General features: G+C 69.5%; 22 protein-coding genes. 14 read left to right on the forward strand and 8 right to left on the reverse strand.

Annotation, left to right across the window (positions count from 1 at the left end; all coding sequences use genetic code 11):
* Window positions 1-101 precede the first annotated feature (101 nt).
* Complete coding sequence (locus ABMY26_RS15170) at window positions 102-884, forward strand: hypothetical protein (RefSeq protein WP_372398081.1); 783 nt, start codon at window positions 102-104, stop codon at window positions 882-884.
* Window positions 885-898: 14 nt separating this feature from the next.
* Here the strand turns inward: ABMY26_RS15170 and ABMY26_RS15175 are convergent, their stop codons facing one another.
* Both ABMY26_RS15175 and ABMY26_RS15180 read right to left on the reverse strand, forming a co-directional pair.
* A complete protein-coding gene (locus ABMY26_RS15175; protein WP_045581550.1) occupies window positions 899-1,603 on the reverse strand; it encodes a response regulator transcription factor in 705 nt (234 codons plus the stop codon).
* Window positions 1,604-1,744: 141 nt separating this feature from the next.
* Window positions 1,745-2,287, reverse strand: coding sequence for a glycosyl transferase (locus tag ABMY26_RS15180; protein WP_372398082.1), 543 nt, complete (start codon window positions 2,285-2,287; stop codon window positions 1,745-1,747).
* Between the two features lie 246 nt (window positions 2,288-2,533).
* Between ABMY26_RS15180 and ribA the strand changes: the two genes are divergently transcribed.
* The 3 genes from ribA (at window position 2,534) to ABMY26_RS15195 (ending at window position 5,555) form a co-directional block, all read left to right on the forward strand.
* Window positions 2,534-3,823 carry a GTP cyclohydrolase II gene (gene ribA / locus ABMY26_RS15185; RefSeq protein ID WP_372398083.1) on the forward strand — a complete coding sequence of 430 codons (1,290 nt, stop codon included), beginning with the start codon at window positions 2,534-2,536 and terminating at the stop codon, window positions 3,821-3,823.
* A 239-nt stretch (window positions 3,824-4,062) separates the two neighbouring features.
* The gene (locus ABMY26_RS15190; protein ID WP_372398085.1) at window positions 4,063-5,022 is read left to right on the forward strand and encodes a hypothetical protein; all 960 of its coding nucleotides are present in this window, start codon (window positions 4,063-4,065) and stop codon (window positions 5,020-5,022) included.
* Window positions 5,019-5,555, forward strand: coding sequence for a L,D-transpeptidase (locus ABMY26_RS15195; RefSeq protein ID WP_372398086.1), 537 nt, complete (start codon window positions 5,019-5,021; stop codon window positions 5,553-5,555). Before ABMY26_RS15190 ends, ABMY26_RS15195 begins: the two co-directional genes overlap by 4 nt.
* A gap of 23 nt (window positions 5,556-5,578) precedes the next feature.
* On the opposite strand, the gene ABMY26_RS15200 is transcribed toward ABMY26_RS15195, so the two are convergent.
* Window positions 5,579-6,322 (reverse strand): YggS family pyridoxal phosphate-dependent enzyme, encoded by a 744-nt coding sequence (locus tag ABMY26_RS15200; RefSeq protein ID WP_372398087.1) that lies wholly within the window; start codon window positions 6,320-6,322, stop codon window positions 5,579-5,581.
* Between the two features lie 163 nt (window positions 6,323-6,485).
* Between ABMY26_RS15200 and ABMY26_RS15205 the strand changes: the two genes are divergently transcribed.
* Window positions 6,486-7,100: a hypothetical protein gene (locus ABMY26_RS15205; protein ID WP_372398088.1), complete on the forward strand. Its 615-nt coding sequence runs from the start codon at window positions 6,486-6,488 to the stop codon at window positions 7,098-7,100.
* An 81-nt stretch (window positions 7,101-7,181) separates the two neighbouring features.
* On the opposite strand, the gene ABMY26_RS15210 is transcribed toward ABMY26_RS15205, so the two are convergent.
* From ABMY26_RS15210 to ABMY26_RS15225, 4 genes are all read right to left on the reverse strand, one after another.
* Window positions 7,182-8,270 (reverse strand): porin, encoded by a 1,089-nt coding sequence (locus ABMY26_RS15210; RefSeq protein ID WP_372398089.1) that lies wholly within the window; start codon window positions 8,268-8,270, stop codon window positions 7,182-7,184.
* A gap of 476 nt (window positions 8,271-8,746) precedes the next feature.
* Window positions 8,747-9,841: a porin gene (locus ABMY26_RS15215; protein ID WP_372398090.1), complete on the reverse strand. Its 1,095-nt coding sequence runs from the start codon at window positions 9,839-9,841 to the stop codon at window positions 8,747-8,749.
* A 118-nt stretch (window positions 9,842-9,959) separates the two neighbouring features.
* Window positions 9,960-10,115, reverse strand: a complete 156-nt coding sequence (locus ABMY26_RS15220; RefSeq protein WP_372398091.1) for a hypothetical protein — start codon at window positions 10,113-10,115, stop codon at window positions 9,960-9,962.
* Window positions 10,116-10,157: 42 nt separating this feature from the next.
* Entirely contained in the window at window positions 10,158-11,336 is a 1,179-nt protein-coding gene (locus tag ABMY26_RS15225) for a porin (RefSeq protein ID WP_372399020.1), read from the reverse strand.
* A gap of 323 nt (window positions 11,337-11,659) precedes the next feature.
* Here ABMY26_RS15225 and ABMY26_RS15230 point away from each other — a divergent pair, with 323 nt between their 5' ends.
* The 5 genes from ABMY26_RS15230 to ABMY26_RS15250 all read left to right on the forward strand — a co-directional run bounded on the left by ABMY26_RS15230 (window position 11,660) and on the right by ABMY26_RS15250 (window position 17,077).
* Entirely contained in the window at window positions 11,660-12,208 is a 549-nt protein-coding gene (locus tag ABMY26_RS15230; protein ID WP_372398092.1) for a DUF3576 domain-containing protein, read from the forward strand.
* Window positions 12,209-12,335: 127 nt separating this feature from the next.
* Window positions 12,336-14,906 carry a leucine--tRNA ligase gene (leuS, locus tag ABMY26_RS15235; RefSeq protein WP_372398093.1) on the forward strand — a complete coding sequence of 857 codons (2,571 nt, stop codon included), beginning with the start codon at window positions 12,336-12,338 and terminating at the stop codon, window positions 14,904-14,906.
* On the forward strand, window positions 14,893-15,450 hold the full coding sequence (locus ABMY26_RS15240) for a hypothetical protein (RefSeq protein WP_372398095.1): 558 nt from the start codon (window positions 14,893-14,895) through the stop codon (window positions 15,448-15,450). The genes leuS and ABMY26_RS15240 overlap by 14 nt, the downstream gene beginning before the upstream one ends.
* A gap of 37 nt (window positions 15,451-15,487) precedes the next feature.
* Window positions 15,488-16,513, forward strand: coding sequence for a DNA polymerase III subunit delta (gene holA / locus ABMY26_RS15245; protein ID WP_372398096.1), 1,026 nt, complete (start codon window positions 15,488-15,490; stop codon window positions 16,511-16,513).
* Window positions 16,514-16,549: 36 nt separating this feature from the next.
* Window positions 16,550-17,077 carry a tryptophan-rich sensory protein gene (locus tag ABMY26_RS15250; RefSeq protein ID WP_372398097.1) on the forward strand — a complete coding sequence of 176 codons (528 nt, stop codon included), beginning with the start codon at window positions 16,550-16,552 and terminating at the stop codon, window positions 17,075-17,077.
* A gap of 14 nt (window positions 17,078-17,091) precedes the next feature.
* Here ABMY26_RS15250 and ABMY26_RS15255 read toward each other — a convergent pair whose 3' ends face one another.
* The gene (locus tag ABMY26_RS15255; protein WP_372398099.1) at window positions 17,092-18,138 is read right to left on the reverse strand and encodes a lysine-2,3-aminomutase-like protein; all 1,047 of its coding nucleotides are present in this window, start codon (window positions 18,136-18,138) and stop codon (window positions 17,092-17,094) included.
* Between the two features lie 66 nt (window positions 18,139-18,204).
* On the opposite strand from ABMY26_RS15255, the gene ABMY26_RS15260 reads away from it, so the two are divergent.
* From ABMY26_RS15260 to ABMY26_RS15275, 4 genes are all read left to right on the forward strand, one after another.
* Window positions 18,205-18,957 (forward strand): glycerophosphoryl diester phosphodiesterase, encoded by a 753-nt coding sequence (locus ABMY26_RS15260; protein WP_372398100.1) that lies wholly within the window; start codon window positions 18,205-18,207, stop codon window positions 18,955-18,957.
* 234 nt (window positions 18,958-19,191) lie between these two features.
* Window positions 19,192-20,589, forward strand: coding sequence for an NAD(P)H-dependent flavin oxidoreductase (locus ABMY26_RS15265; RefSeq protein ID WP_372398101.1), 1,398 nt, complete (start codon window positions 19,192-19,194; stop codon window positions 20,587-20,589).
* A gap of 202 nt (window positions 20,590-20,791) precedes the next feature.
* The gene (gene irrA / locus ABMY26_RS15270; protein WP_372398102.1) at window positions 20,792-21,220 is read left to right on the forward strand and encodes an iron response transcriptional regulator IrrA; all 429 of its coding nucleotides are present in this window, start codon (window positions 20,792-20,794) and stop codon (window positions 21,218-21,220) included.
* 225 nt (window positions 21,221-21,445) lie between these two features.
* Window positions 21,446-21,859: a rubrerythrin family protein gene (locus ABMY26_RS15275; protein WP_045581563.1), complete on the forward strand. Its 414-nt coding sequence runs from the start codon at window positions 21,446-21,448 to the stop codon at window positions 21,857-21,859.
* The last annotated feature ends 98 nt before the right edge of the window (window positions 21,860-21,957 follow it).

Raw genomic sequence — 21,957 nt, forward strand, 5'->3', positions numbered from 1 at the left:
GTCGCGCAGTGCGCGGCATGACCTGCAGCCGCGCGGTGCGCGGCATGACCTGCAATGGTTCCCGCGCCGGTGGGGACCGGCTCCGGCGGAACCCGACGCGGATGGATCCTGACAAGCTCGCCAAAGTCCTCGCCATGGCCGAGTCGGAGCATCAGGGCGAGGCGCTGTCCGCGTTGCGCGCCGCCCGAATCATGCTGTCCCGCGCCGGCCTGTCCTTCCGCGACCTGGCGGAGCGCGCCCGCGCCCCCGTCTTCCCGGCGCCGGAGCAGCCGGCCGCCGAACCGCCCGGCGCCCCCGCCCCGCCGCCGCCGCCCGACGAGCTGGTCCGCGGCCTGCGCCGGCAGGTGAGGGATCTGGAACTCGAACTCGCCACCCTGCGCCGCCAGCTCGACAAGGCGGCGGGCGACGCCGACCGCCAGCGCGAGGAGGCCGACCGCTGGCGCACCCTGGCGCGCGAGACGGCGGAAAAGCTGTGGGACATGGGCAAGGCGCTGGAGCGCAAGCACTCCCGCCATGCCGACACCGACAAGCGGCGCACCGTGCTGGAGCTGTTGCAGGATCCGGGCAGCGCGCTGCTGTCCGACCGCGAGATCGCGCGCCGCGTCGGCGTCTCGGCCCATGACGTGACCCATTGGCGCCGGCGGCTGGCGATCGTCGGGCGCAAGCTGCGGCTGCTGCCGGTGGTGTCGCGCGGGCGCGGGCTCTGGATCGGGCCTTCAGCCACCGGTCTGGGGACGGGCGGCGCCGGCGCCGGGACCGCGAGGGGCCGGGCAGCCGCCGGGCAGCCGCCGGGCGGGCGCCGCCGCTGGCTGGGTTTCACTGGCGAGGTGACAATCGCCGAACGCGGAAGCCGGCGGGAGCTGGCCCCCTGCGGCAGGCGCTGACCGGCAGGCGCCGATCAGGGCACCAGCCGGTAGCCGCCGGGCTCGGTCACCAGGATGCGGGCGTTGGACGGGTCGGCCTCGATCTTCTGGCGCAGGCGGTAGACGTGGGTTTCCAGCGTGTGGGTGGTGACGGCGGCGTTGTAGCCCCAGACCTCCCCCAGCAGGGTTTCGCGCCCGACCACCAGATCGCCGGCCCGGTAGAGATATTTCAGGATCGCCGTTTCCTTCTCGGTCAGGCGGATCCTGCGGTTGGCGGCCTCGTCCAGCAGCAGCTTGGCGCCGGGGCGGAAGCTGTAGGGGCCGATGGCGAAGACGGCGTCCTCGCTCTGCTCGAACTGGCGCAGCTGGGCGCGCAGCCGGGCGATCAGCACCCCCAGCCGGAAGGGCTTGGCCACATAGTCGTTGGCGCCGGATTCCAGCCCCAGGATGGTGTCGGCGTCGCTGGCCGATGCGGTCAGCATGACGACGGGGCAGCGCACGCCCTCGCGCCGCAGCAGCTTGCAGACGTCGCGCCCGTCCATGTCCGGCAGCCCGACGTCCAGCAGGATGGCGGAAAAGCCGGTCCCGGCCGCGGCGGCAGCCCGCGCCGCCGCCAGCGCCGCGGCGCCGTCCCCGGCCTCCTCCGTCTCATACTCCTCCAGCAGCCGGAGCTGCTCCGCCAGGGACTGGCGCAGGGCGGTGTCGTCATCGACCAGGAGGATGCGCTTTGCGGAGGTCATGGGTCGTGCGGCACGGAACGGGAAGCGGGGGGCCCCGGCGGCGGGGCCGCGCCTTAGTAGCATGGCGCCGCCGGATTGTCGTGATGGCTTGTGGCCGCCCGCCCATCCGCCCGCCCGTTGCCGCCACCGGCGGTGCGGCCGCTATTCCATCGACAGCGCGGCCAGCAGCGCCGCCGCGCCCTCGCCGTCCGCCGCGGCGAGCACCAGCCGGTCGGGCCGCACCCCCAGCGCCCGCACCGCCTCGGCGACGGCGCCCTCCGGCACGACGATGCGGCGCATCAGGGACAGCGCCCCCTGCTCCAGGTTGCGGCGCACCGCCGCCTCGTCGGCAGCCAGCGCCGGATCGCTCCAATGCAGCCGCTCCACCAGGGCCGACAGGCGCAGGCGGCGGTGGTCGGCGGGCAGGCTGGCGGCCAGGTTGAACAGCGCGTTGCCGTCCAGCAGCACCGTCGCGCCGTCGGGCAGCCGGGCCAGCGCGATGTCGGCAGCCAGGATCGCCGACGGGTCGACCTGCGGATGCGGGCCGGGCAGGGCGTGGACGGTCATGCCGGTCCCGGCGGCGCGCAGCGCCTCGACCATGCGGCGGCCATAGGAGTCGGCGGGAAGATCCGCCGGCATCGCCACATGAAGGCCGGGCTGGGGCAGGCCGGGCCCGGGCAGGCCGGGCCCGGGTTGGGTCTTCATGGCGTCGGTCGTCACGGGTGGAACTCTCCCGAATGATTGGGGGGGTGTTGTCGGGCGGCATCCTGACATGGCCGCGCTTTCTCCGGAACAGGCCGGCCGGCGGGATCGTTGCGCTGCCGGCAACGGTGTGGCGCGCGGGAATCGCTGGACAGGGGCGCGCCACCTGCGCTTTGCTTCGCCCGCCGACCGCACCATGTCCCGTTCCTGCGCCGGATGAGGCGCTCCCGCTACGTAAAGCCGCTGACGATGCACGCCGAACGCCCTTCCTCCGCTGCCGCCACCGCCATTCCGTCCGCGCCTGCGGCGTCTTCAGCAGCCACTGCCGCATCCGGTACGGCCGCCGCCACGACGGGCGCCATCGACGAGGCGGCCGTGCGCGCCGTCGACCGGGCGCTGGCCGCGTTGCGCCGGGGCGAGGTGGTGGCGATCGAAACCGCCGACGGCACCGTCGGCGCCGCGGTTTCGGTGGAGTCGGTGGCGCTCGACGCGGTGGAACGGCTGAAGGCGCTGACCGGCGGTTCGCCGCGGCTGGTCGTCACCCGCCGCCGTGCGATGGTGCTGGGGCTGGCCGATGCACGCCCGGCCCCGGCGTCCGGCGACGGCTCCCTGGGCGAAGACTCCCTGGGCGAAGGCTTCGGCGCGACGGCGCTCGACCGGCCCGGCGGGCTGAGCGCCGACGAGGCCCACGCGCTGGCCGATCCCGAACAGCATCCGCTGGCGCAGGGCAGGCTCCCCGCCGGCCTGACCGCGGCGGACGCCTGCCCCGGCAGCCGCGAGGCCACCGCGGTCGATCTCGCCCGGCTGGCCCGCCTGCTGCCCGCCGCCATCACCGCCGACCTGCCGCCCGCCGTGGACGCCGGTGCCGCCAGTGCCGCCGACTGGGCGGCCGAGCACGACCTGCTGCTGGTGCGGGCCGCCGACGTCGCCGACTACCGTGTCCATGTCGTGCGCACCCTGCGCCTGGTCGCCGACGCGCGGGTGCCGCTGGTGGGATCGGAGAACACGCGCATCTACGCCTTCCGCCCGGCCGATGGCGGGCCGGAGCATCTGGCCATCGTCATCGGCGACCCCGATCCGGAGCAGCCGGTGCTGACCCGCCTGCATTCCGAATGCTTCACCGGCGACCTGCTGGGATCCCTGCGCTGCGATTGCGGCGACCAGCTGCGCGGGGCGATCGCCGAGATCGCCCGCCACGGCAGCGGCGTGCTGCTGTATCTGGCGCAGGAGGGGCGCGGCATCGGGCTGGTCAACAAGCTGCGCGCCTACCGCATCCAGGACAATGGCTTCGACACCGTCGACGCCAACGAGATCCTGGGCTTCGAGGCGGACGAGCGGGTCTATCTGCCGGCGGCGGAAATGCTGCGGCAGCTCGGCTTCCCGGCCGTGCGGCTGATGACCAACAACCCGGAGAAGCTGCGCCAGCTCGCCCGCTGCGGCATCGCCGTGGTCGAGCGGGTCGCCCATGTCTTCCCGGCCAACGGCCACAACGAAGCCTATCTCCGCACCAAGGCGGAACGCAGCGGCCACATGTTCTGAGCTGCAAGGCCGCAAGGGGAGGGCGGGGCAGGAAGCGCCGGGCCGACCCGGCAGTTCTTGCCCGGTGCCACCACCGGACCCCGCCCGGGAAACCATGGGGGGGAATCGGATTCCGGGTGCGGCGGCCCTGCCGTCCGGAATCGGCCCCTGAACCGCCGGATTCCGGTCCGAACAGGGAGCGGGCGCTGGCACGGAGCTTGCTTTCCCTTCTCTCCGACCACCGAGCCGGGAGACCGCCCATGGCCATCGACGCCACCACCATCGACAGCAGCGCCGTCCAGCGTACGGCGCCGCGCGAAAAGGCGTCGCCGGTCATCAACGACGGCCACAACGGCGGCCCGGTGGAAATCCGCGGCGAGATGTCCTTCTGGGACTTTCTCGACGTCATCAATCCGCTGCAGCACATCCCGATCGTCAGCACCGTCTATCGCGAGATCACCGGCGACACCATCCAGCCATCCATGCGGGTCATGGGCGACATGCTCTATGGCGGCGTGGTGGGCGGCATGGCCTCCCTCGCCAATGCGGTGATCGAGGAGGGGACCGGCTCGGACATCGGGGACAAGGTCATGGCCTCGCTCGGCTTCGGGGGCGGCGACCGGCCCGCCGATTCCATCGACGTGGCGGACGCCCCGGGAGGGCCGGCCCCGTCCGCTGCGACGCCCGCTGCGGCGTCCGGCCAGGCCCCTGCCGGACCTCCGCCCGCAGGCGGGCTCGCCGCGGCGCTGGCCGCCGCGAGGCCGACCAGCCTCCAGCCGCCTGCGCCCGCGACCGGCCAGCCGGTCCGGCTCGCCGCCGCGCAGGAGCCGCCGGCGCTGGCCGCGCAGCTGGCCGCCGGCGGGACGGGAGCGCCGCACCCCGGCAAGATGCCGGCGCGCGACACGCCGCTCGCCAGTTCCGCACTTGCCAAGCACAGCGTGCCGCGCCAGGTCGCGCCGACGACCGGGACGGTGATGGCCGCCGCGCGGGCCGCCGGTGCGGCGCCCGCCGATGGCATCCCGGGCGGCACACAGGGTACTCCCCCGGGCACTCCCCCGGACTCTGCGGCGGCCGCAGCAGCCAAGGCACCGCCCGGCGAGGCCGGTCCGCAGCCGGTCGCGCCGGCCATGCTGTCGGAGACGATGATGCGCAATCTGGCGAAGTACGAGCAGTCGCGCAAAGCGGCGCAGGCCGCCAGCACCACGCGGCTGTCGGGATGAGCATCGAGATCACGGTGACCGCGGATGGCGGAACCGCAGCCGTCACCGGCCGCCTGCGCTGGCCGGGAGGCGAGGCGCCCTGCGTGCTGGGCCGCGGCGGCGTGCGTGCCGACAAGCGCGAGGGCGACGGCGCGACCCCCGTCGGCCGCTTCCCGCTGCGCCGCGTGATGTGGCGGGCCGACCGGCTGCCGGCGCCGGAAACCGGCCTGCCGGTGCAGGCGATCGCCGAGGATGACGGCTGGTGCGACGAACCGAGGGATCCCGCCTACAACCGTCCGGTGACAAGGCCCTATCCCGCCAGCCACGAGGAGATGTGGCGGGACGACCATGTCTACGACATCGTGGTGGCGATGGGGCACAACGACGATCCGGTCGTGCCGGGGCTGGGCAGCGCGGTGTTCCTCCACCTCGTCCGTCCCGACCGCGCGCCGACCGCCGGCTGCATCGCGCTCGCGCCCGGCGACATGCTGCGCCTGCTGAAGGATTGCGGGCCTGGCAGCGTGTTGAGCGTCGCCGGTCCGGCCGCCGGGTGATGCCGCCCGTCAGAGGCCGTTCGTCAGGGAGCGGGGTAGGGGCGGGCGCCGAAGATCGCCGTGCCGACCCGCACATGGGTGGCGCCGAAGCGCACCGCGGTTTCGTAATCGCCGCTCATGCCCATGCTGACCTCGGCCAGCCCGAGCCGGCGTGCCATCTCCGCCAGCAAGGCGAAATGCATCGCCGGCTCCTCGTCCACCGGCGGAATGCACATCAGGCCGGTGACGGGCAGCCCGAGCCGGTCGCGGCAGTCAGCCAGGAAGGCCTCGACTTCCGCCGGGGCGATGCCGGCCTTCTGCGGCTCCTCGCCGGTGTTGACCTCGATCAGGCAGCGCGGGCGGCGGCCGGTCCTGGCCATCTCCTCGGCCAGCGCCTCGGCCAGCTTGGGGCGGTCCAGCGTCTGGATCGCGTCGAACAGGGCGACCGCGTCCTTGACCTTGTTGGTCTGCAGCGGCCCGATCAGATGCAGTTCCAGGTCGGGGAACCGCTCCTTCAGGGCCGGGAACTTGCCCTTGGCCTCCTGCACGCGGTTCTCGCCGAACACGCGCTGGCCGGCGGCCAGGGCCTCCTCCACCGCGTCTGCCGGGTGGGTCTTCGACACCGCCACCAGCGTCACCGCGCCTGCGCCGCGCCCGCAGGCCGCCGCGGAGCCGGCAATGGCGCTGCGCACCGAGTCGAGCCGGCCCGTCACCGTGTCCGCGACCCCCGAACCGCCTGATTCGCTGCCGGTTCGCGTATCCTTGCCAGTGCCCTGCGTCGTCGTCATGGCGGCCCCCAATCCGGTCGCTGCGGGTGTACAGCGCTTCCGCGGCGTGTTAGCCGACGATCCGCGGAAACGCAAGCGCCCCAAGCGACCGGCCGCAGGCAACCGGCCATCGGTTCGGCGGGCGCCGGCATCGTCACCGTTTGCAAATCGAGGAGACCTCCGCATGCGGAGTCCGTTTCGTTCCCTGCTCTCCGCCCTGACCCAGGCGGCTCCCGCCGGCCTGCTCGGAGTTGGCCTGCTCTCTGCCGGCCTGGTTGCCGTGGCGTCGGTCGCCCTTCCCGCCCACGCCGAAGAGCATGCGAAACCCGCGCCCAAGGCCGCGGCACCGGCGCCGGCAAAGCCCGGGGCCAAGTCCGCCAAGGCCAAGCTCATGGTCGGGTCGCCGATGACCAAGGTGCGTTTCAGCGAGCCGGCCTTTCCGCTGACCGACGACGGCACCTATCGCGGCTATATGGACAGGATCCTGGACGAATACGGCCGCCGTTGCGTGCGGCAGGAACAGTTCGGCTGGGAGATCGCGAAGGACGACCAGGAGCGGCTGGACTATATCTTCCAGGGGACGATGACCAATTACGGCCGCATCGGCTATCTGCTGGGTGAGATCCATCCCAAGGCGGTCACCGACCCTGAAACCATCGCCTTCCTCGCCGACCGCGAGAAGAACCGCTTCCTGCTGGTGTGGACGCCGCTGGAGACGTCGGTGCTGTTCATGATGTGCGAAACCGCCGACAAGGCCGCCAAGACCGAAGCCCCGCCCAAGACCGTCCAGAAGAAGTGAGCGTCCGGAAGAAGTGACCGGAATAAAAAGAGGCGGCGGATCGCTCCGCCGCCTTCGCGTTCGCTGCCAGGAAGCCGTCGCTTAGAAAGCGAAGCGGGTATCCCACAGAACGATGTTGGCGTCGTTGCTCACGCCGCCGACCTTGTTGTCGAGGTAGCTGTATTCCAGGCCGGTGGTCAGGCCGGGGGCGACGGTGTAGGTCACGCCGGCCTGCCAGACATGGGCGCGGGAGTTCAGGCCGGCGAAGTTGCTGTCGATGCCCTGGGCGTCGGTGTAGGTGGCGGCCAGGATGACCGGACCCATCGTGTAGTTCGCGCCGACGATCCAGATCTGCTGGTCGTCCACGCCACTGGTGCCGGTGGCATAGCCGCTGTCGCCGCTGAAGGCGTAGCTGCCGCCGACCTTGAAGTTGGCGTAGGACACGTTGGCGCCGACATGGACCGACGACAGATCCTCGAGCCCGCTGGCCGCCTTGGCGAACTGGTAGGCCGCGCTGGCCTCCACGCCGACGCCGCCGAACTCGGCCTTGTAGGTGGCCTGGACTTCGCCCATGTCGCGATAGGCGGTGCTGTTCTTGCGACGGTTCACGTCGGTGTTGCTGCTGCCGTAGGTCGGGGTGTAGGCGGCACCGACCTGGAAGCCGGCGAAGCTCGGCGTCAGGTAGATGATCTTGCTGCTGGCATCGCCCGACTCAAGCGTGCGCAGGCTGCCCAGCACGTACGGAGCGCCGGCGGCGTTGACGTAGTAGTTGATGTACTGCGCGTCCGGCGACGCCTCGATGCCTTCGACGTTCGGGCCGATGATGCCGTATTCGTCGGACAGGCCGTTGATGGTGCCTGCCTGGACAGTGCCGAAGGTGCCGTTCACGAAGATGAACGCGCGGTCGTTGTCGGTGGTGCGGCTGCCGCCCGCGCCGGTGACGGAGCGCAGGCGCAGGCGGGCACCGTATTCCAGCCCGTTGTCGGCCTTGGCCGTCGGGGTGATGTTCAGGCGGAAGCGGTTCGCGAACTCGGTCGTGCGCAGGCCGCTGTCGTTGTCCTGGTCGACGTAGGCGCCCTGGAAGTACGCGTCGCCGCCCAGGAGGATGTCGAACTTCGACTGGGCCGAGGCGGTGCCGCAGCCGGCAGCGAGGGCAACGGCGGCACCGCCGATGACGAGGGAACGCTTCATGGAGTGTCCATCCTTATGCCTGCGCCCCAGAAGTCGAAGGGGGGCGGAATTGTGTCTTTGCTTGCGTCGTTTTTAATCCTGCCGGGTATCGGGCAGCAAGTGGCAAACAGACGGCCAATCGCCACTGCCGGATGGGCGTGACGCGAAAAACACGGCTTTTCGGATGGTTTCGCTTCGGGTGTGAAGCAACTGGGGGCTTTTGGAGGATTTGCCGGGTCATTCGTGCCGCGCACCCCGATCGAACGGCTTATCCATTTGGATGGATGCGCAGGAGGGGGCCGGGCACCGATGTTCATCTTGGCAGAGTGGGTGCCAGGGGGCCAATCCAGACGGCCGATCCCGGCGGCAGATCGACCGGGGGTGGTGGTTCATCGGGCGATGACGGTGCCGGTTGTGTTCCCCGACGGTCGTCCGGCAAAAAAAGAGGCGGCGGAATTGCTCCGCCGCCTTCACGTTTGCTGCCAGGAAGCCGCCCCTTAGAAGGAGAAGCGGGTATCCCACAGGAAGATGTTGGCGTCGTTGTCCACGCCGCCCGACTTGTTGTCGACATAGCTGTATTCGAGGCCGGTGGTCAGGCCGGGGGCGACGGTGTAGGTCACGCCGCCCTGATAGATGCGGGCACGGGCATAATCGGCGGCGGTGGCGGCACCGGTGCCGACATTGGCACCCTTGGCATCGGTGTAGGTGGCGGCCAGGATGACCGGACCCACGGTGTACTGGGCGCCGATGAGCCAGACCTGGTTGTCGTCGACGCCGGTATGGCCCTTGGCGTAGCCGCTGTCGCCGCTGAAGGCATAGCTGCCGCCGATGGCGAAGGCGCCGTAGGTGACGGTTGCGCCGGCGTGGACCGACGACAGATCCTCGAAGCCCGTCGGAGCCTGGGCGAACTGGTAGGCGGCGCTCGCCTCCAGGCCGAGGCTGCCGAAGGCACCCTTATAGTAGGCCTGGACTTCACCCATGTCGTTGTAGGTGACGTTCTTGCGGCGGTTGATGTCGGTGTTGCTGCTGCCGTAGGTCGGGGTGTAGGCGGCGGACAGCTTGAGGCCGGCGAAGCTCGGGGTCGAGTAGACGATCTTGGTGCTGGCGTCGCCCGACTCCAGCGTGCGCAGCGCGCCGGTCACGTACGGCAGCGTGGTGACGCCGTAGTAGGACGCGTAGAAGCCGTCCGGGCTGCCCGAGATGCCGTCGATGTTCGGGCCGATGACGCCCGTGTCGTCCGACGGGCCGTTGGTCACGCCGGCCTGCACCGAACCGAAGGTGCCGTTCGCGAAGATGTACGCGCGGTCGTTGTCGGTGGTGCGGCTGCCGTTCGCGGCGGTGACCGAGCGCAGGCGCAGGCGGGCGCCGTATTCCAGACCGTTGTCGGCCTTGGCCGTCGGGGTGATGTTCAGGCGGAAGCGGTTGGCGAACTCGGTCGTGCGCAGGCTGTTGTCGTTGTCCTGGTCGACATAGGCGCCCTGGAAGAAGACGTCGCCGCCCAGCAGGACGTCGAACTTGGATTGGGCCGAGGCGGTACCGCAGCCGGCGGTAAGAGCGACGGCGGCGCAGCCGATGATCAGGGAACGCTTCATGGAGTGTCCATCCTTTTGCGTGCGCCCCGTCTTACCGGGGTGCGAACGGTTGTCTTTGTGACTTTGACTTAACCGCGCGCGGTTCCGGCCGGCAAGAGGCAAACTGTGATGATTCCACTCATCCGCCACATAGTTGCAACAAAAGCACAGGCTTAAGTGTTTGAAATAAAACAAAAAAACCAAAGTGCTGCTTTTCTGGCACTCTCCTTGTGCGAAAAATCAGCACATGGATCAAAATTTGGGCACAAAAAGAAAGGGCGGTGACCGAAGCCACCGCCCTTTCCATCCGTTGCCGGACGTCTTATCGGAAGACCGATTAGAACGCCAGGACCGAACGGAGGATCACGACGTTGCCCTTGTCGTCGCGGTCCGACGTAGCGGTCGTCAGATCGCTGTCGGCCTCGAAGTAGTCGTACTGGGCCTGCAGGGTGAAGCCGGGGGCGACGGTGTAGCCGACACCGATTTCGTAGACCTGCAGCTCACGCTCGCCACGCGACAGCAGCGAACCGGCGTCCTTGCCGTTCTTGTAGTTGGCGCCGACAACGATCGGGCCGGTGGTGTACTGGACACCGACAACCCAGTTGCGGCTGTTCTCGGTGAAGTAGCCGGCGCGCTCGTTCTGGCCCGACTTGCCGAAATCGACGTAGCTGCCGCCGACGCTGAAGCCGGCGTAGCCGACCTGCGCACCGACCTGCCAGGCGTTCAGGTCCTTGTAGTTCGACGAGACACCGCCGGCGGTGACGTCATCGACGGCCTGACCCCAGAAGTAGCCGGCGCTCGCCTTCAGAGCAACGCCACCGAAGGTGTTGCTGTAGTTGGCGCCGACTTCGACCATGTCGGTGAAGGTGGTGGCGAACTGACCAGCGACGGTGCCGACCGGATCGGTGCGGTTCACGTCGGTGTTCGAGCTGTCGTTGCGCGGGGTGTAGCTGGCGCCAACCTGCAGGCCGGCGAAGCGCGGCGAGAAGTAGACGATCTTCGACGAGTTGCCATCGGGAACCAGCGACTGCACGAGCATGCTGCCGCCGTTCAGGCTGGCGAAGCCGCCCGAGATGTCGGTGTTGGAGCCGAGGAACGCGGTCACGCCGTCATAGATGCCGAGCGGCAGGTAATCCTGCGGGGCCGTGACGTAGGTCTCGTCGCTGAAGGTGTTCTGCGTGCCCATGCGGACCTGACCGAACGAACCCTGCGCGAAGATATAGGCGCGGTCGTTGTCGGTGGTGCGGGCGTTGTTGGCGCCGCCAACCGAGCGCATGCGCAGACGGGCACCGTACTCCAGGCCGTTGTCGGCCTTGGCGGTCGGGATGATGTTGATGCGCATGCGGTTACGGAATTCCGTCGAACGGAGGCCCGAGTCGAGATCCTGGTCGACGTAACCACCCTCGAAGTAGGCGTCGCCGCCGACCTTCACATCGAACTTGGCTTGGGCGTTGGCAGCGCCAGCACCGAGAGCGAGAGCAATGGCGGCGGAGCCGGCCAGCAGATAACGGTTCATAATAGGTGCCTCCATCCTGGCAGCAGATGTTTCAGCCTGGTTGACGTCCTGGCTGAGACTTTCGTACGCACCCCCGCCCTTGCCAGCAAGCGGCAAATCTCCGTGATTGCTGCATTGGGGGGACAGTGTGTCGAACGGAGCACACTAAGAAGGGGCCCCATCCGGCGCCGCCACAGTCGAACCCGGCAGGGCGGAGCCGGTGTCGCGAGGCGGGGCAAAGATGCTTCCGCTGTTGCGTGGGGCCGTCCACTTATGGTCTGTTCAGCGGCATTCCGCGCGTGACTCGCGCGCGGCAACCCCTTTTCTGAACCGGGTTCCCGACCATGCGCCGTTCGACCGCCCTTCGCCTTGTCCCTGTACTGCTCGCGGCCTCCGTCTCGATCGCCGGCTGTGCAAGCTGGGGCGGCAAGACCGAAACCGTCGAGGAGCAGATGAAGAACAAGGATTACAAGTTCGGCAGCCTGCTCGGCACGGACGGCGGCATGAACCTGTTCGGCAAGAACAAGCGCGGCGGCGACCAGGACGCTTCCAGCGGCATCGGCGTCAACAGCTTCCTGTGGCGCGCCTCGCTCGACACGCTCTCCTTCATGCCGATCGCCTCGGCCGACCCGTTCGGCGGCGTGATCCTGACCGACTGGTACACCCCGCCCGACTCGGCCAACGAGCGGTTCAAGGTCAACCTCTACATCATGGACCGCCAGCTCCGCGCCGACGGCATCCGGGTGTCGGTGTTCAAGCAGCAGCGCACCGGCGCCGACTGGCGCGAGGTTCCGGTCGGGCCGGAGACCGCCGGCACGCTTGAGGACGCGGTGCTGACCCGCGCCCGCCAGCTCCGCGTCGCGCAGAGCGCCCAGAACGCGGCCACCCGCTGACGGCAGGGCGCCCGGCCTCCGGCCGGGCAGGCATCCAGACCCGGCCTCCGGCCGGGCAAGCATCCAGACCCGGCCTCCGGCCGGGCAGGCATCCAGCATCTGGCACAACGGAAACGGCGTCGCGCTCATGTCGCGTTACAATGTCAAGGAAACCGAGGCGAAGTGGCAGGGCGTGTGGGACGGCAACGGCTGTTTCACCGCTCGCGAGGACGCCTCCCGGCCCAAATACTATGTGTTGGAGATGTTCCCCTATCCGTCGGGGCGCATCCACATGGGCCATGTCCGCAACTACACCATCGGCGACGTGATCGCGCGCTTCAAGCGCGCCAAGGGCTTCAACGTCCTGCATCCGATGGGCTGGGACGCCTTCGGCCTGCCGGCGGAGAACGCCGCGCTGGAGAAGAAGGTGCATCCCGCCGCCTGGACGCGCGAGAACATCGCGACCATGCGCGGCCAGCTGAAGACGATGGGCCTGTCCATCGACTGGGACCGCGAGATCGCCACCTGCGACGTGGACTATTACCGCCACGAGCAGAAGATGTTCGTGGATTTCCTGAAGGCGGGCCTGGCCTACCGCAAGGAATCCTGGGTGAACTGGGACCCGGTGGACAACACCGTGCTGGCCAACGAGCAGGTGATCGACGGCCGCGGCTGGCGCACCGGCGCGCTGGTGGAGAAGCGCAAGCTGTCGCAGTGGTTCCTGAAGATCACCGCCTATGCCGAAGACCTGCTGAAGGGGCTGGAGACGCTGGACCGCTGGCCCGAGCGCGTCCGCATCATGCAGGAGAACTGGATCGGCAAGTCCACCGGCGTCCGCTTCCGCTTCGGCATCAAGGGGCGCGGGGACGAGCTGGAGGTCTTCACCACCCGGCCCGACACGCTGTTCGGCGCCTCCTTCGCCGCGATCTCCCCGAACCACCCGCTGGCCGCCGAACTGGCCGCCGGCAACCCGGACCTTGCGGAGTTCATCGCCGAGTGCAACCGGCTGGGCACCAGCGAGGAGGCGATCGAGACGGCGGAGAAGCGCGGCTTCGACACCGGCCTCAAGGTCGTGCATCCCTTCGACCCGTCGTGGGAGCTGCCGGTCTATGTCGCCAACTTCGTGCTGATGGAATACGGCACGGGCGCGATCTTCGCCTGCCCGGCCCATGACCAGCGCGACCTGGACTTCGCCCGCAAATACGGCCTGCCGGTCCGCCCGGTGGTGATCCCGGCCGATGCCGATCCGGCGGCCTTCGAGGTCGGGACCGAGGCCTACACCGGTCCCGGCGTGCTGCGGAACTCCGCCTTCCTCGACGGACTCGACACCGAGTCGGCGAAGGAGGAGGCCGGCAAGCGGCTGGAGGCGGCGGAGCGGGGCGAGCGCACCACCCAGTACCGCCTGCGCGACTGGGGCGTGTCGCGCCAGCGCTATTGGGGCTGCCCGATCCCGGTCGTCCATTGCGAGTCGTGTGGCATCGTCCCGGTTCCGGACGACCAGCTGCCGGTCGTGCTGCCGGAGGACGTGACCTTCGACAAGCCCGGCAACCCGCTGGCCCACCATCCGACCTGGAAGCACACCGACTGCCCGGCCTGCGGCAAGCCGGCGCTGCGCGAGACGGACACCTTCGACACCTTCATCGAGTCGTCCTGGTATTTCGCCCGCTTCTGCTCGCCGAAGACCGGGGATGCGGCCTTCACCCGCGGGGCGGTCGATTACTGGCTGGGGGTCGACCAGTATATCGGTGGCATCGAGCATGCGGTCCTGCACCTGCTCTACAGCCGTTTCTGGACCCGCGCGCTGAAGACCTGCGGCTACCTGAACCTGGACGAGCCGTTCACCGGCCTGTTCACCCAGGGCATGGTCAACCACGAGACCTACAAGGATGCCGGCACCGGCGCCTGGCTGGCCCCGACGGACCTGACCAAGACCGACACGGGCGAGTGGGTCCGGGCAGACTCCGGCGCACCGGTCACTGTCGGCCGCGTCGAGAAGATGTCGAAGTCCAAGAAGAACGTGGTGGACCCGGCACACATCATCGGCACCTACGGCGCCGACGCCGCCCGCCTGTTCATGCTGTCCGACAGCCCGCCGGAACGCGACCTGGAATGGACCGAGGCCGGCATCGACGGCGCCTGGCGCTACATCAACCGCCTGTGGCGGATGGTGACCGAGGCGCCGGTGGAGCTGCCCGCCGCCGGCACGCCGAAACCCGAGTCGTTCGGCCCGAAGGCCGAGGCCGCCCGCCGCCTGGTCCACAAGACCATTGCCGGCGTGTCGGAGGATCTCGACAAGTTCCGCTTCAACAAGGCGGTCGCCCGCGTCCGCGAGCTGTCCAACGCGCTCGGCGAGCTGGACGGCAGGGGCGAGGGCGAGGCCTGGGTGCTGCGCGAGGGCTTCGAGTCGCTGGTCCGCCTGCTCGGCCCGATGATGCCGCACCTGGGCGAGGAGCTGTGGGCGCAGCTGGGGCACGCCACCCTGCTGGCCGACCAGCCCTGGCCGGACGCCGACCCCGCCCTGGTGGTGGAGGACAGCGTCAAGGTCGCGGTCCAGGTCAACGGCAAGCTGCGCGCCACGCTGGAGCTGCCGCGCGACATGGACAAGGACGCGGCGGAGCAGGCGGCGCTTGCCGATGCCAACGTCCTGCGCGCCATGGACGGCAAGCCTGCGCGCAAGGTCATCGTCGTCCCGAACCGGGTGATCAATGTCGTCATCTGAACCCAGACCGGTCCGCCGGACCGTAGTTCAGCGCACCCTGGCGCGGGGGCTGTTCGCCCTCGCGCTCGGCCTGTCGGCCGCATCCCTGTCGGGCTGCGGCTTCCAGCCGCTCTACGGCGGCAGCGGGGTCGGGGCCGCGGCGTCGGACCGGCTGATGGAGGTCGACATCGCGTCGATCCCCAACCGGGAGGGGCAGAAGCTCCGCAACCTGCTGATCGACAATTTCTACCCGTCGCAGCGGCCGGGCAATCCGCGCTACCGGCTGGATGTCGCGCTGTCGGCGTCGGAGCAGAAGCTGGCCCTGCAGAAGGACGCCACCGCGGTCCGCGCGCAGCTGCTGGTCAACGCGCCGTACCGCCTGACCGACACCCAGACCGGCAAGGTGGTGTTCCAGTCCAACTCGCGCTCGATGATCAGCTACAACACGCTGGAGCAGCATTACGCCGCCATCGTGACGGTGCAGAGCGCCTATGACCGGGCGTTGGAGGACATCTCCAACGACATCACCACCCGCGTCGCCATGTTCCTCGGCCGGGAAAGCTGAACCAGCCGGGGAACGCTGAACCAGAAGGACGGCGCCGGTGAAACTCCAGGCCAAGGCGATCGACGGCTTCCTGCGCAGCCCGGACCCCAAGGTCCGGGCGGTGCTGCTTTATGGCCCCGATTCGGGGCTGGTGCGCGACCGGGCCCAGACCCTGGGCAAGACGGTCGTCGCCGACCTGTCCGATCCCTTCCGCGTCGCCGAGTTCCTGGGCCGGGCGCTGGCCGACGACCCGGCGCGGCTGGCCGACGAGGCCGCGGCGCTCTCCTTCACCGGCGGCCGACGGCTGATCCGGGTCCGCGACGCCGAGGACAACGCCACCGCCGCCTTCACCGCCTTCCTCGACGATCCGCCGCCGGGCGACAGCCTGGTGGTGGTCGAGTCGGGCGACCTGTCGGCCCGGTCGAAGCTGCGCCTGCTGTTCGAGGGCGCGGACGGCGCCGCCGCCATTCCCTGCTATGTCGAGGAGGAAGCCTCGCTCGGCCGGGTCATCGCCGATATCCTGCACGGCCATGGGCTGACCGCCGATCCCGATGCGCTCGCCTTCCTGTCGGCCAACCTCGTCGGCGACCGCATGGTCGCCCGCGGCGAGGCGGAGAAGCTGGCGCTCTATATGGGAAGCGGGACGCGGGTGCGGCTGGAGGATGCCCAGGCCTGCATCGGCGACAGCGCCGCCCTGTCGATGGATGAGCCGGTGTGGGCGGCGGCCGAGGGCGACTTCGCCACGCTCGACCGCTCGCTGGCCCGGCTGTTCGCCGAGGGCACCTCGCCGGTGCCGATCCTGCGTGGCGCCCAGCGCCATTTCCAGCGCCTGCAGCTGCTGTGCGCCCAGGTCGCCGCCGGCAAGGCGCCGGAGGCCGCCGTCGAGTCGCTGCGCCCGCCGGTCTTCTTCAAGCTGAAGACCCGGCTGGTCAAGCAGGCCCGCCGTTGGTCGCCGGCCCAGGTCCGCCAGGCGCTGGAACGGCTGGTCGATGCCGAGGCCGACTGCAAGCGCACCAACATGCCGGATCAGACGCTGTGCGCCCGGGTGCTGTTCCAGCTCGCCTCGCTGGGTGCCCGGCGCTGACTTGACCGCACTGCCGGGCGCGCTATGTCGCCGGAGATGAGCGATGCGTCCTTCTCCCCGCCACGGCCCGCCCCCTTCCGGGTGCGCTGGTGGCAACCCCTGCTGTTCTGGCTGATCGTCAACGGCTGGGGCTTCGTCGAACGCGGGGCGCAACCCTTCGCCGGCCACCAGCCGTCACCGCTGCAGCCGCCCGGCTGGGTCTTCCCGGCGATGTGGTTCACGCTGAACGTCTTCCAGATCTGGGGCGGCATCCGGCTGCTGGACCCGGCGCGGCCCATCCGCGACCGCGGCCTGCTGATCGGGCTCCAGGCGCTGACCTGGGCGATCTACGCCAGCTTCAGCCTCGTCTATTTCACGCTGGGCAGCTCGATCCTCGCCGCGGCCTGGACGGTCGCCTTCTTCGTGGTCACGTCGGCCTGCATCGCTTTGGTGGCCCGCGACGACCGCGGCATCGCGCTGATCTGGACGCCGCTGATCCTGTGGACCGGCTTTGCCTCGGTCGTCGGCGTCCACAACGCGCTGATCAACCCCGACCCGCTGTTCGGCACGCCGGCTTTGTGGTGAGGCGGGAGGCGCCGTCAGCCCCGGTAGTCGTGGACCCGTCCGGTGAAGTCGGTCGCCCGGTAGCGCCCATCGCCTTCGTCTTCGACCCATGACGCGGCGGCGGGGGCCTTGCCGTGGCCGCCGGGGATGTCGAGGACGTAGGTCGGCTGGCAGAGGCCGGACAGCCGGCCGCGCAGCCCGCTCACCAGCGCCCGCCCTTCGGCCAGGGAGGGGCGGAAGTGGCTGGTGCCGGCGGCGAGGTCGGGATGATGCAGGTAGTAGGGCTTCACCCGGTTGCGCACCAGCCCGCGGAACAGCGCCTCCAGCGCCGCATGGCTGTCGTTGATGCCCTTCAGCAGCACGGTCTGGCCGACCAGCGGGATGCCGGCATCCACCAGCCGCGCCAGCGCCGAGCGCACCGGCGGCGTCAGCTCGTCGGCATGGTTGATGTGGACGGCGACCCAGCTGGCGAGGTCGGGGGCGGTCAGCGCCTCCACCAACTCCGGCGTGACGCGGTCCGGGTCGGCGGCCGGGATGCGGCTGTGCAGGCGCACCACCCCGACATGGGGCATCGCCGACAGCGCCTGGACGATGCCGCGCAGCCGGCGGGGCGACAGCAGCAGCGGATCGCCGCCGGTGATCACCACCTCCCACACCTCCTCATGCTCGCGGACATAGGCGAGCGCGGCGTCCAGCTCCTCGGCGGTCAGCGCCTCGCCGCCCGGACCGACCATCTCGCGGCGGAAGCAGAAGCGGCAATAGACGGCGCAGGCGTGCAGCGGCTTCAGCAGGACACGGTCGGGATAACGGTGGACGATGCCCTTGACCGGGCTGCGCACGACGTCGCCGATCGGATCCTCGCGCTCCTCCGGCGCGGTGTACGCCTCGGCGGGAGAGGGGACATACTGCGCATACAGCGGATCTTGAGGATCCTGGGGGGCCGTACGTCCGGCCAGCGTCTCGCGCAGGTACGGCGTCAGCGCCACGGCATAGCGGTCGGCGACCGTGCGTACGGCGTCGCCGGCCTCGGGCGTCATCAGCCCGGCGGCCACCAGATCGGAAACGCTGTGCAGGGCCTTCATCGCTCTTTCCCGCCTCGACGGAATGGGTCATGTAGGAAAGCGACCGCTCTTACTCCCGCGAGCCCCATGCTGTCGACTCTTCCCCGCCTGATCGGCCATCGCGGCGCCAAGGAAAACGCGCCGGAAAACACCCTCGCCTCGATCCGCGAGGCCGCCCGCCAGGGCGCCCGCTGGGTGGAGGTGGATGTCATGCTGACCCGCGACCGCCGGCCGGTGCTGATCCATGACGACACGCTGGACCGCACGACCACCGGCAGCGGCCCCGTCCCGCTGCTGGATCTGGCGGAGCTGCGGCAGCTCGACGCCGGCCGCTGGTTCGATGCCGGCTTCGTCGGCGAACGGGTGCCGACGCTGGAGGAGGCGGTGGCGCTGGTCCGCGAACTCGGCCTCGGCCTCAACCTGGAGATCAAGCCCTATCCCGGCCAGGAGGAGGCAACGGCGGAGGTCGCGCTGGACACGCTGCGTCCGCTGTGGCCCGCCGGCCTGCCGCTCCTGCTGTCCAGCTTCGAGGTGCCCTGCCTGGAGGTGGCGCAAAGGTTGTGGCCTGAGATCCCGCGCGGCTACCTGCTGTGGGATCCGCCGGCCGACTGGGCCGCCATCGCCGACCGCATCGGCGCGGCGACGCTGAACGTCCACCAGGACCGCCAGACCGCCGGCAGCGTGGCGGAGTATCGCGCCACCGGCCGCCCGGTGCTGGCCTACACCGTCAACGACGCCGCCCGCGCCCGCGCGCTGTTCGGCTGGGGCGTGTCGGCGGTCTTCACCGATGCACCCGGCCGGCTGGCCCGCGACCTCGGGCCGGAGGGCCTGGGTGGATGAGGGAACGGCGGTCCGCACGCCGGCGCTTCCGTTCGCGACTGCGGCAATTCGTGAACGTTTTTTGCGCGGGGGGCTGAATCCGCTCGTCGGGCGGGCCAATTCCTCATATATAGAACCGCAATGGCGATCCCGCCGGAATCCATGCGGATTCCGGCGGAGCCTTTCGTCGTCTGGTTGTCCGCCGCTTTTGGTCCGGCGCCCCCGCGGCGCCACGTTCGGTCTTTGGAGGGTTCGTTGAAGGCGTTGAAGCCGTTGCCGATGTCCGGCCGGGAGGTTTTGCCGCTCGTCGAGGGTGGCAAGGGTATTGCCGTGTCCAACGGCGAAAGCTCCGGCGCCTGGGCGGCTGCCGGCGGGATTGGGACCTTTTCGGGTGTCAACGCCGACAGCTACGATGAGAACGGCAACCTTCTGCCGCAAATCTACAAGGGTCGGACCCGGCGCGAGCGCCACGACGAGCTGATCGCCTTCGGCATCCAGGGCGGCATCGCCCAGGCGCGCATCGCGCACGAGGCGTCGAACGGCCAGGGCCGCATCCACATGAACGTCCTGTGGGAGATGGGCGGGGCCGAGCACATCCTGCATGGCGTGCTGGAAGGCTCCCAGGGCCTGATCCACGGCGTCACCTGCGGTGCCGGCATGCCCTACAAGGTGGCCGAGATCGCGGTGCGCTACGGCGTCCACTACTACCCGATCGTGTCGTCGGCCCGCGCCTTCCGCGCGCTGTGGCTGCGCGCCTACCACAAGTTCCGCGACAATCTGGGCGGCGTGGTCTACGAGGATCCGTGGCTGGCCGGCGGCCACAACGGCCTGTCCAATTCCGAGGATCCGCAGAAGCCGGAGGATCCGTTCCCCCGCGTCCTGGCCCTGCGCCAGATGATGAACAGCTTCGGCCTGACCGACACCCCCATCGTGATGGCGGGCGGCGTCTGGTGGCTGTCCGAGTGGGAGGACTGGATCGACAACCCCGATCTGGGCCCGATCGCCTTCCAGTACGGCACCCGGCCGCTGCTGACCCAGGAAAGCCCGATCTCGATGGCGTGGAAGCGCAAGCTCGTCGCGCTGCAGCCGGGCGACGTCTTCCTGAACCGCTTCTCGCCGACCGGCTTCTATTCGTCGGCGGTGAAGAACCCCTTCCTGCTGGACCTGATGGCCCGGTCGGAGCGCCAGGTCGCCTATCTGTCCAAGCCGGTGGGCGAGCATTCGGCCGAATTCCCGGTCGGTCCGCGCGGCCGCCCGGTCTATGTCACCGAAAGCGACAAGCAGCGCGCCGAGGGCTGGCTGTCCCAGGGCTTCACCACCGCCCTGAAGACGCCGGACAGCACGCTGGTCTTCGTCACCCCCCAGCAGTCGGAGCGCATCCTGCACGATCAGGTCGATTGCATGGGCTGCCTGTCGGCCTGCGGCTTCTCCAACTGGATGGAGAACGAGGAGGGGACGACGGGCAAGCGCGCCGATCCGCGCTCCTTCTGCATCCAGAAGACGCTGCAGGCGGTGAGCCACACCGACGACTGCGAAAACCAGCTGATGTTCGCCGGCCACAACGCCTATCGGTTCGCCAGCGATCCCTATTACAACGACGGCTTCATCCCGACGGTGAAGCAGCTGGTCGAGCGCATCGCCACCGGCTACTGACGCCCCGGAACGGAAGAACGGCCGGCAGGTTCGGCCTGCCGCTCTTCCGTCCGGTGCGACAATGGCTTGCACCGCCTTTGCGAATGGTTTTACAGTTCAGCGACCTGCGGCCTTGTGCCGCGGTTCGCCAGCGGCTTCGCGTCGCCGGCCCGATCCCGGACAGCATGTCCGATTCTTTGCCGACTGTACGGGGGCCGCGCCCATGATGACCGCCGAACGTCCCTTCAAGCGAGCCCTCGACCGGCTGAACGGTGCCGGCCTGCGCCCGACCCGCCAGCGCCTCGGGCTCGCCCGCCTGCTGTTCGAAGGCTGCGACCGGCACATCACCGCCGAACAGCTGCATGGCGAGGCGCTGGCCGCCGACCTGCCGGTGTCGCTGGCGACCGTCTACAACACGCTGAACCAGTTCACCGACGCCGGCCTGCTGCGTGAAGTCGTTGTCGAGGCCGGAAAATCCTATTTCGACACCAACACCAGCGACCACCATCATTTCTTCGTCGAATCCACCGGCCGGCTCGAGGACATTCCCGCCGACCGCCTGATCGTGCAGAACCTGCCCAATCCCCCCGCCGGCACCCGCGTCGCCCGTGTCGACGTGATCGTCCGCCTGGTCGAAACCAGCGAGGGCTAAGGGCGAGGCCGGTACGGGCGCCTGGCGCCGCGGCCCCTGGATCGAGCCGGCATCCTGCTTGCGAGCGGCTCGCAAAACCGGTTGAGGCGCCGTCTGTTGGGGCGGTGTTTAGAAGCGGTCCAGACTGTTGACCTCACGAACGGTTGGTGACAAGATCCATTCCACGCCGGCGCACATCAGTCACAGGCGTGGGACGCCCGGCGCAACCGTCCGGAGGAACCCGTCATGTCGTTGAAGGGCAGCAAGACCGAAGAGAACCTGAAGGCCGCCTTCGCCGGCGAGAGCCAGGCGAACCGCCGCTATCTGTACTTCGCGCAGAAAGCCGACATCGAAGGTTACAACGACGTCGCCGCCGTCTTCCGCTCCACCGCGGAGGGGGAGACCGGCCATGCCCACGGCCATCTCGAATTCCTGGAGGAGGTCGGCGATCCGGCCACCGGCCTGCCGATCGGCGAAACCGGCAGCAACCTGAAGGCCGCCATCGCCGGCGAGACCCACGAATACACCGACATGTATCCGGGCATGGCCAGGACCGCCCGTGACGAAGGCTTCGACGAGATCGCCGACTGGTTCGAAACCCTGGCCAAGGCCGAAAAGAGCCATGCCGGCCGTTTCCAGAAAGCGCTGGAAGCGCTGTAAGGGCGCCGTCCGCCACTCCCCCTGACCGTCTCCTTCTCCCGCGCGAGCGGGGGAGGGGGCGGTAAGGCCCCCGCCAGGATCGCCGGAAAACACACACC

This window comes from Azospirillum sp. HJ39, assembly GCF_041507355.1.
GTDB lineage: Bacteria > Pseudomonadota > Alphaproteobacteria > Azospirillales > Azospirillaceae > Azospirillum > Azospirillum thiophilum.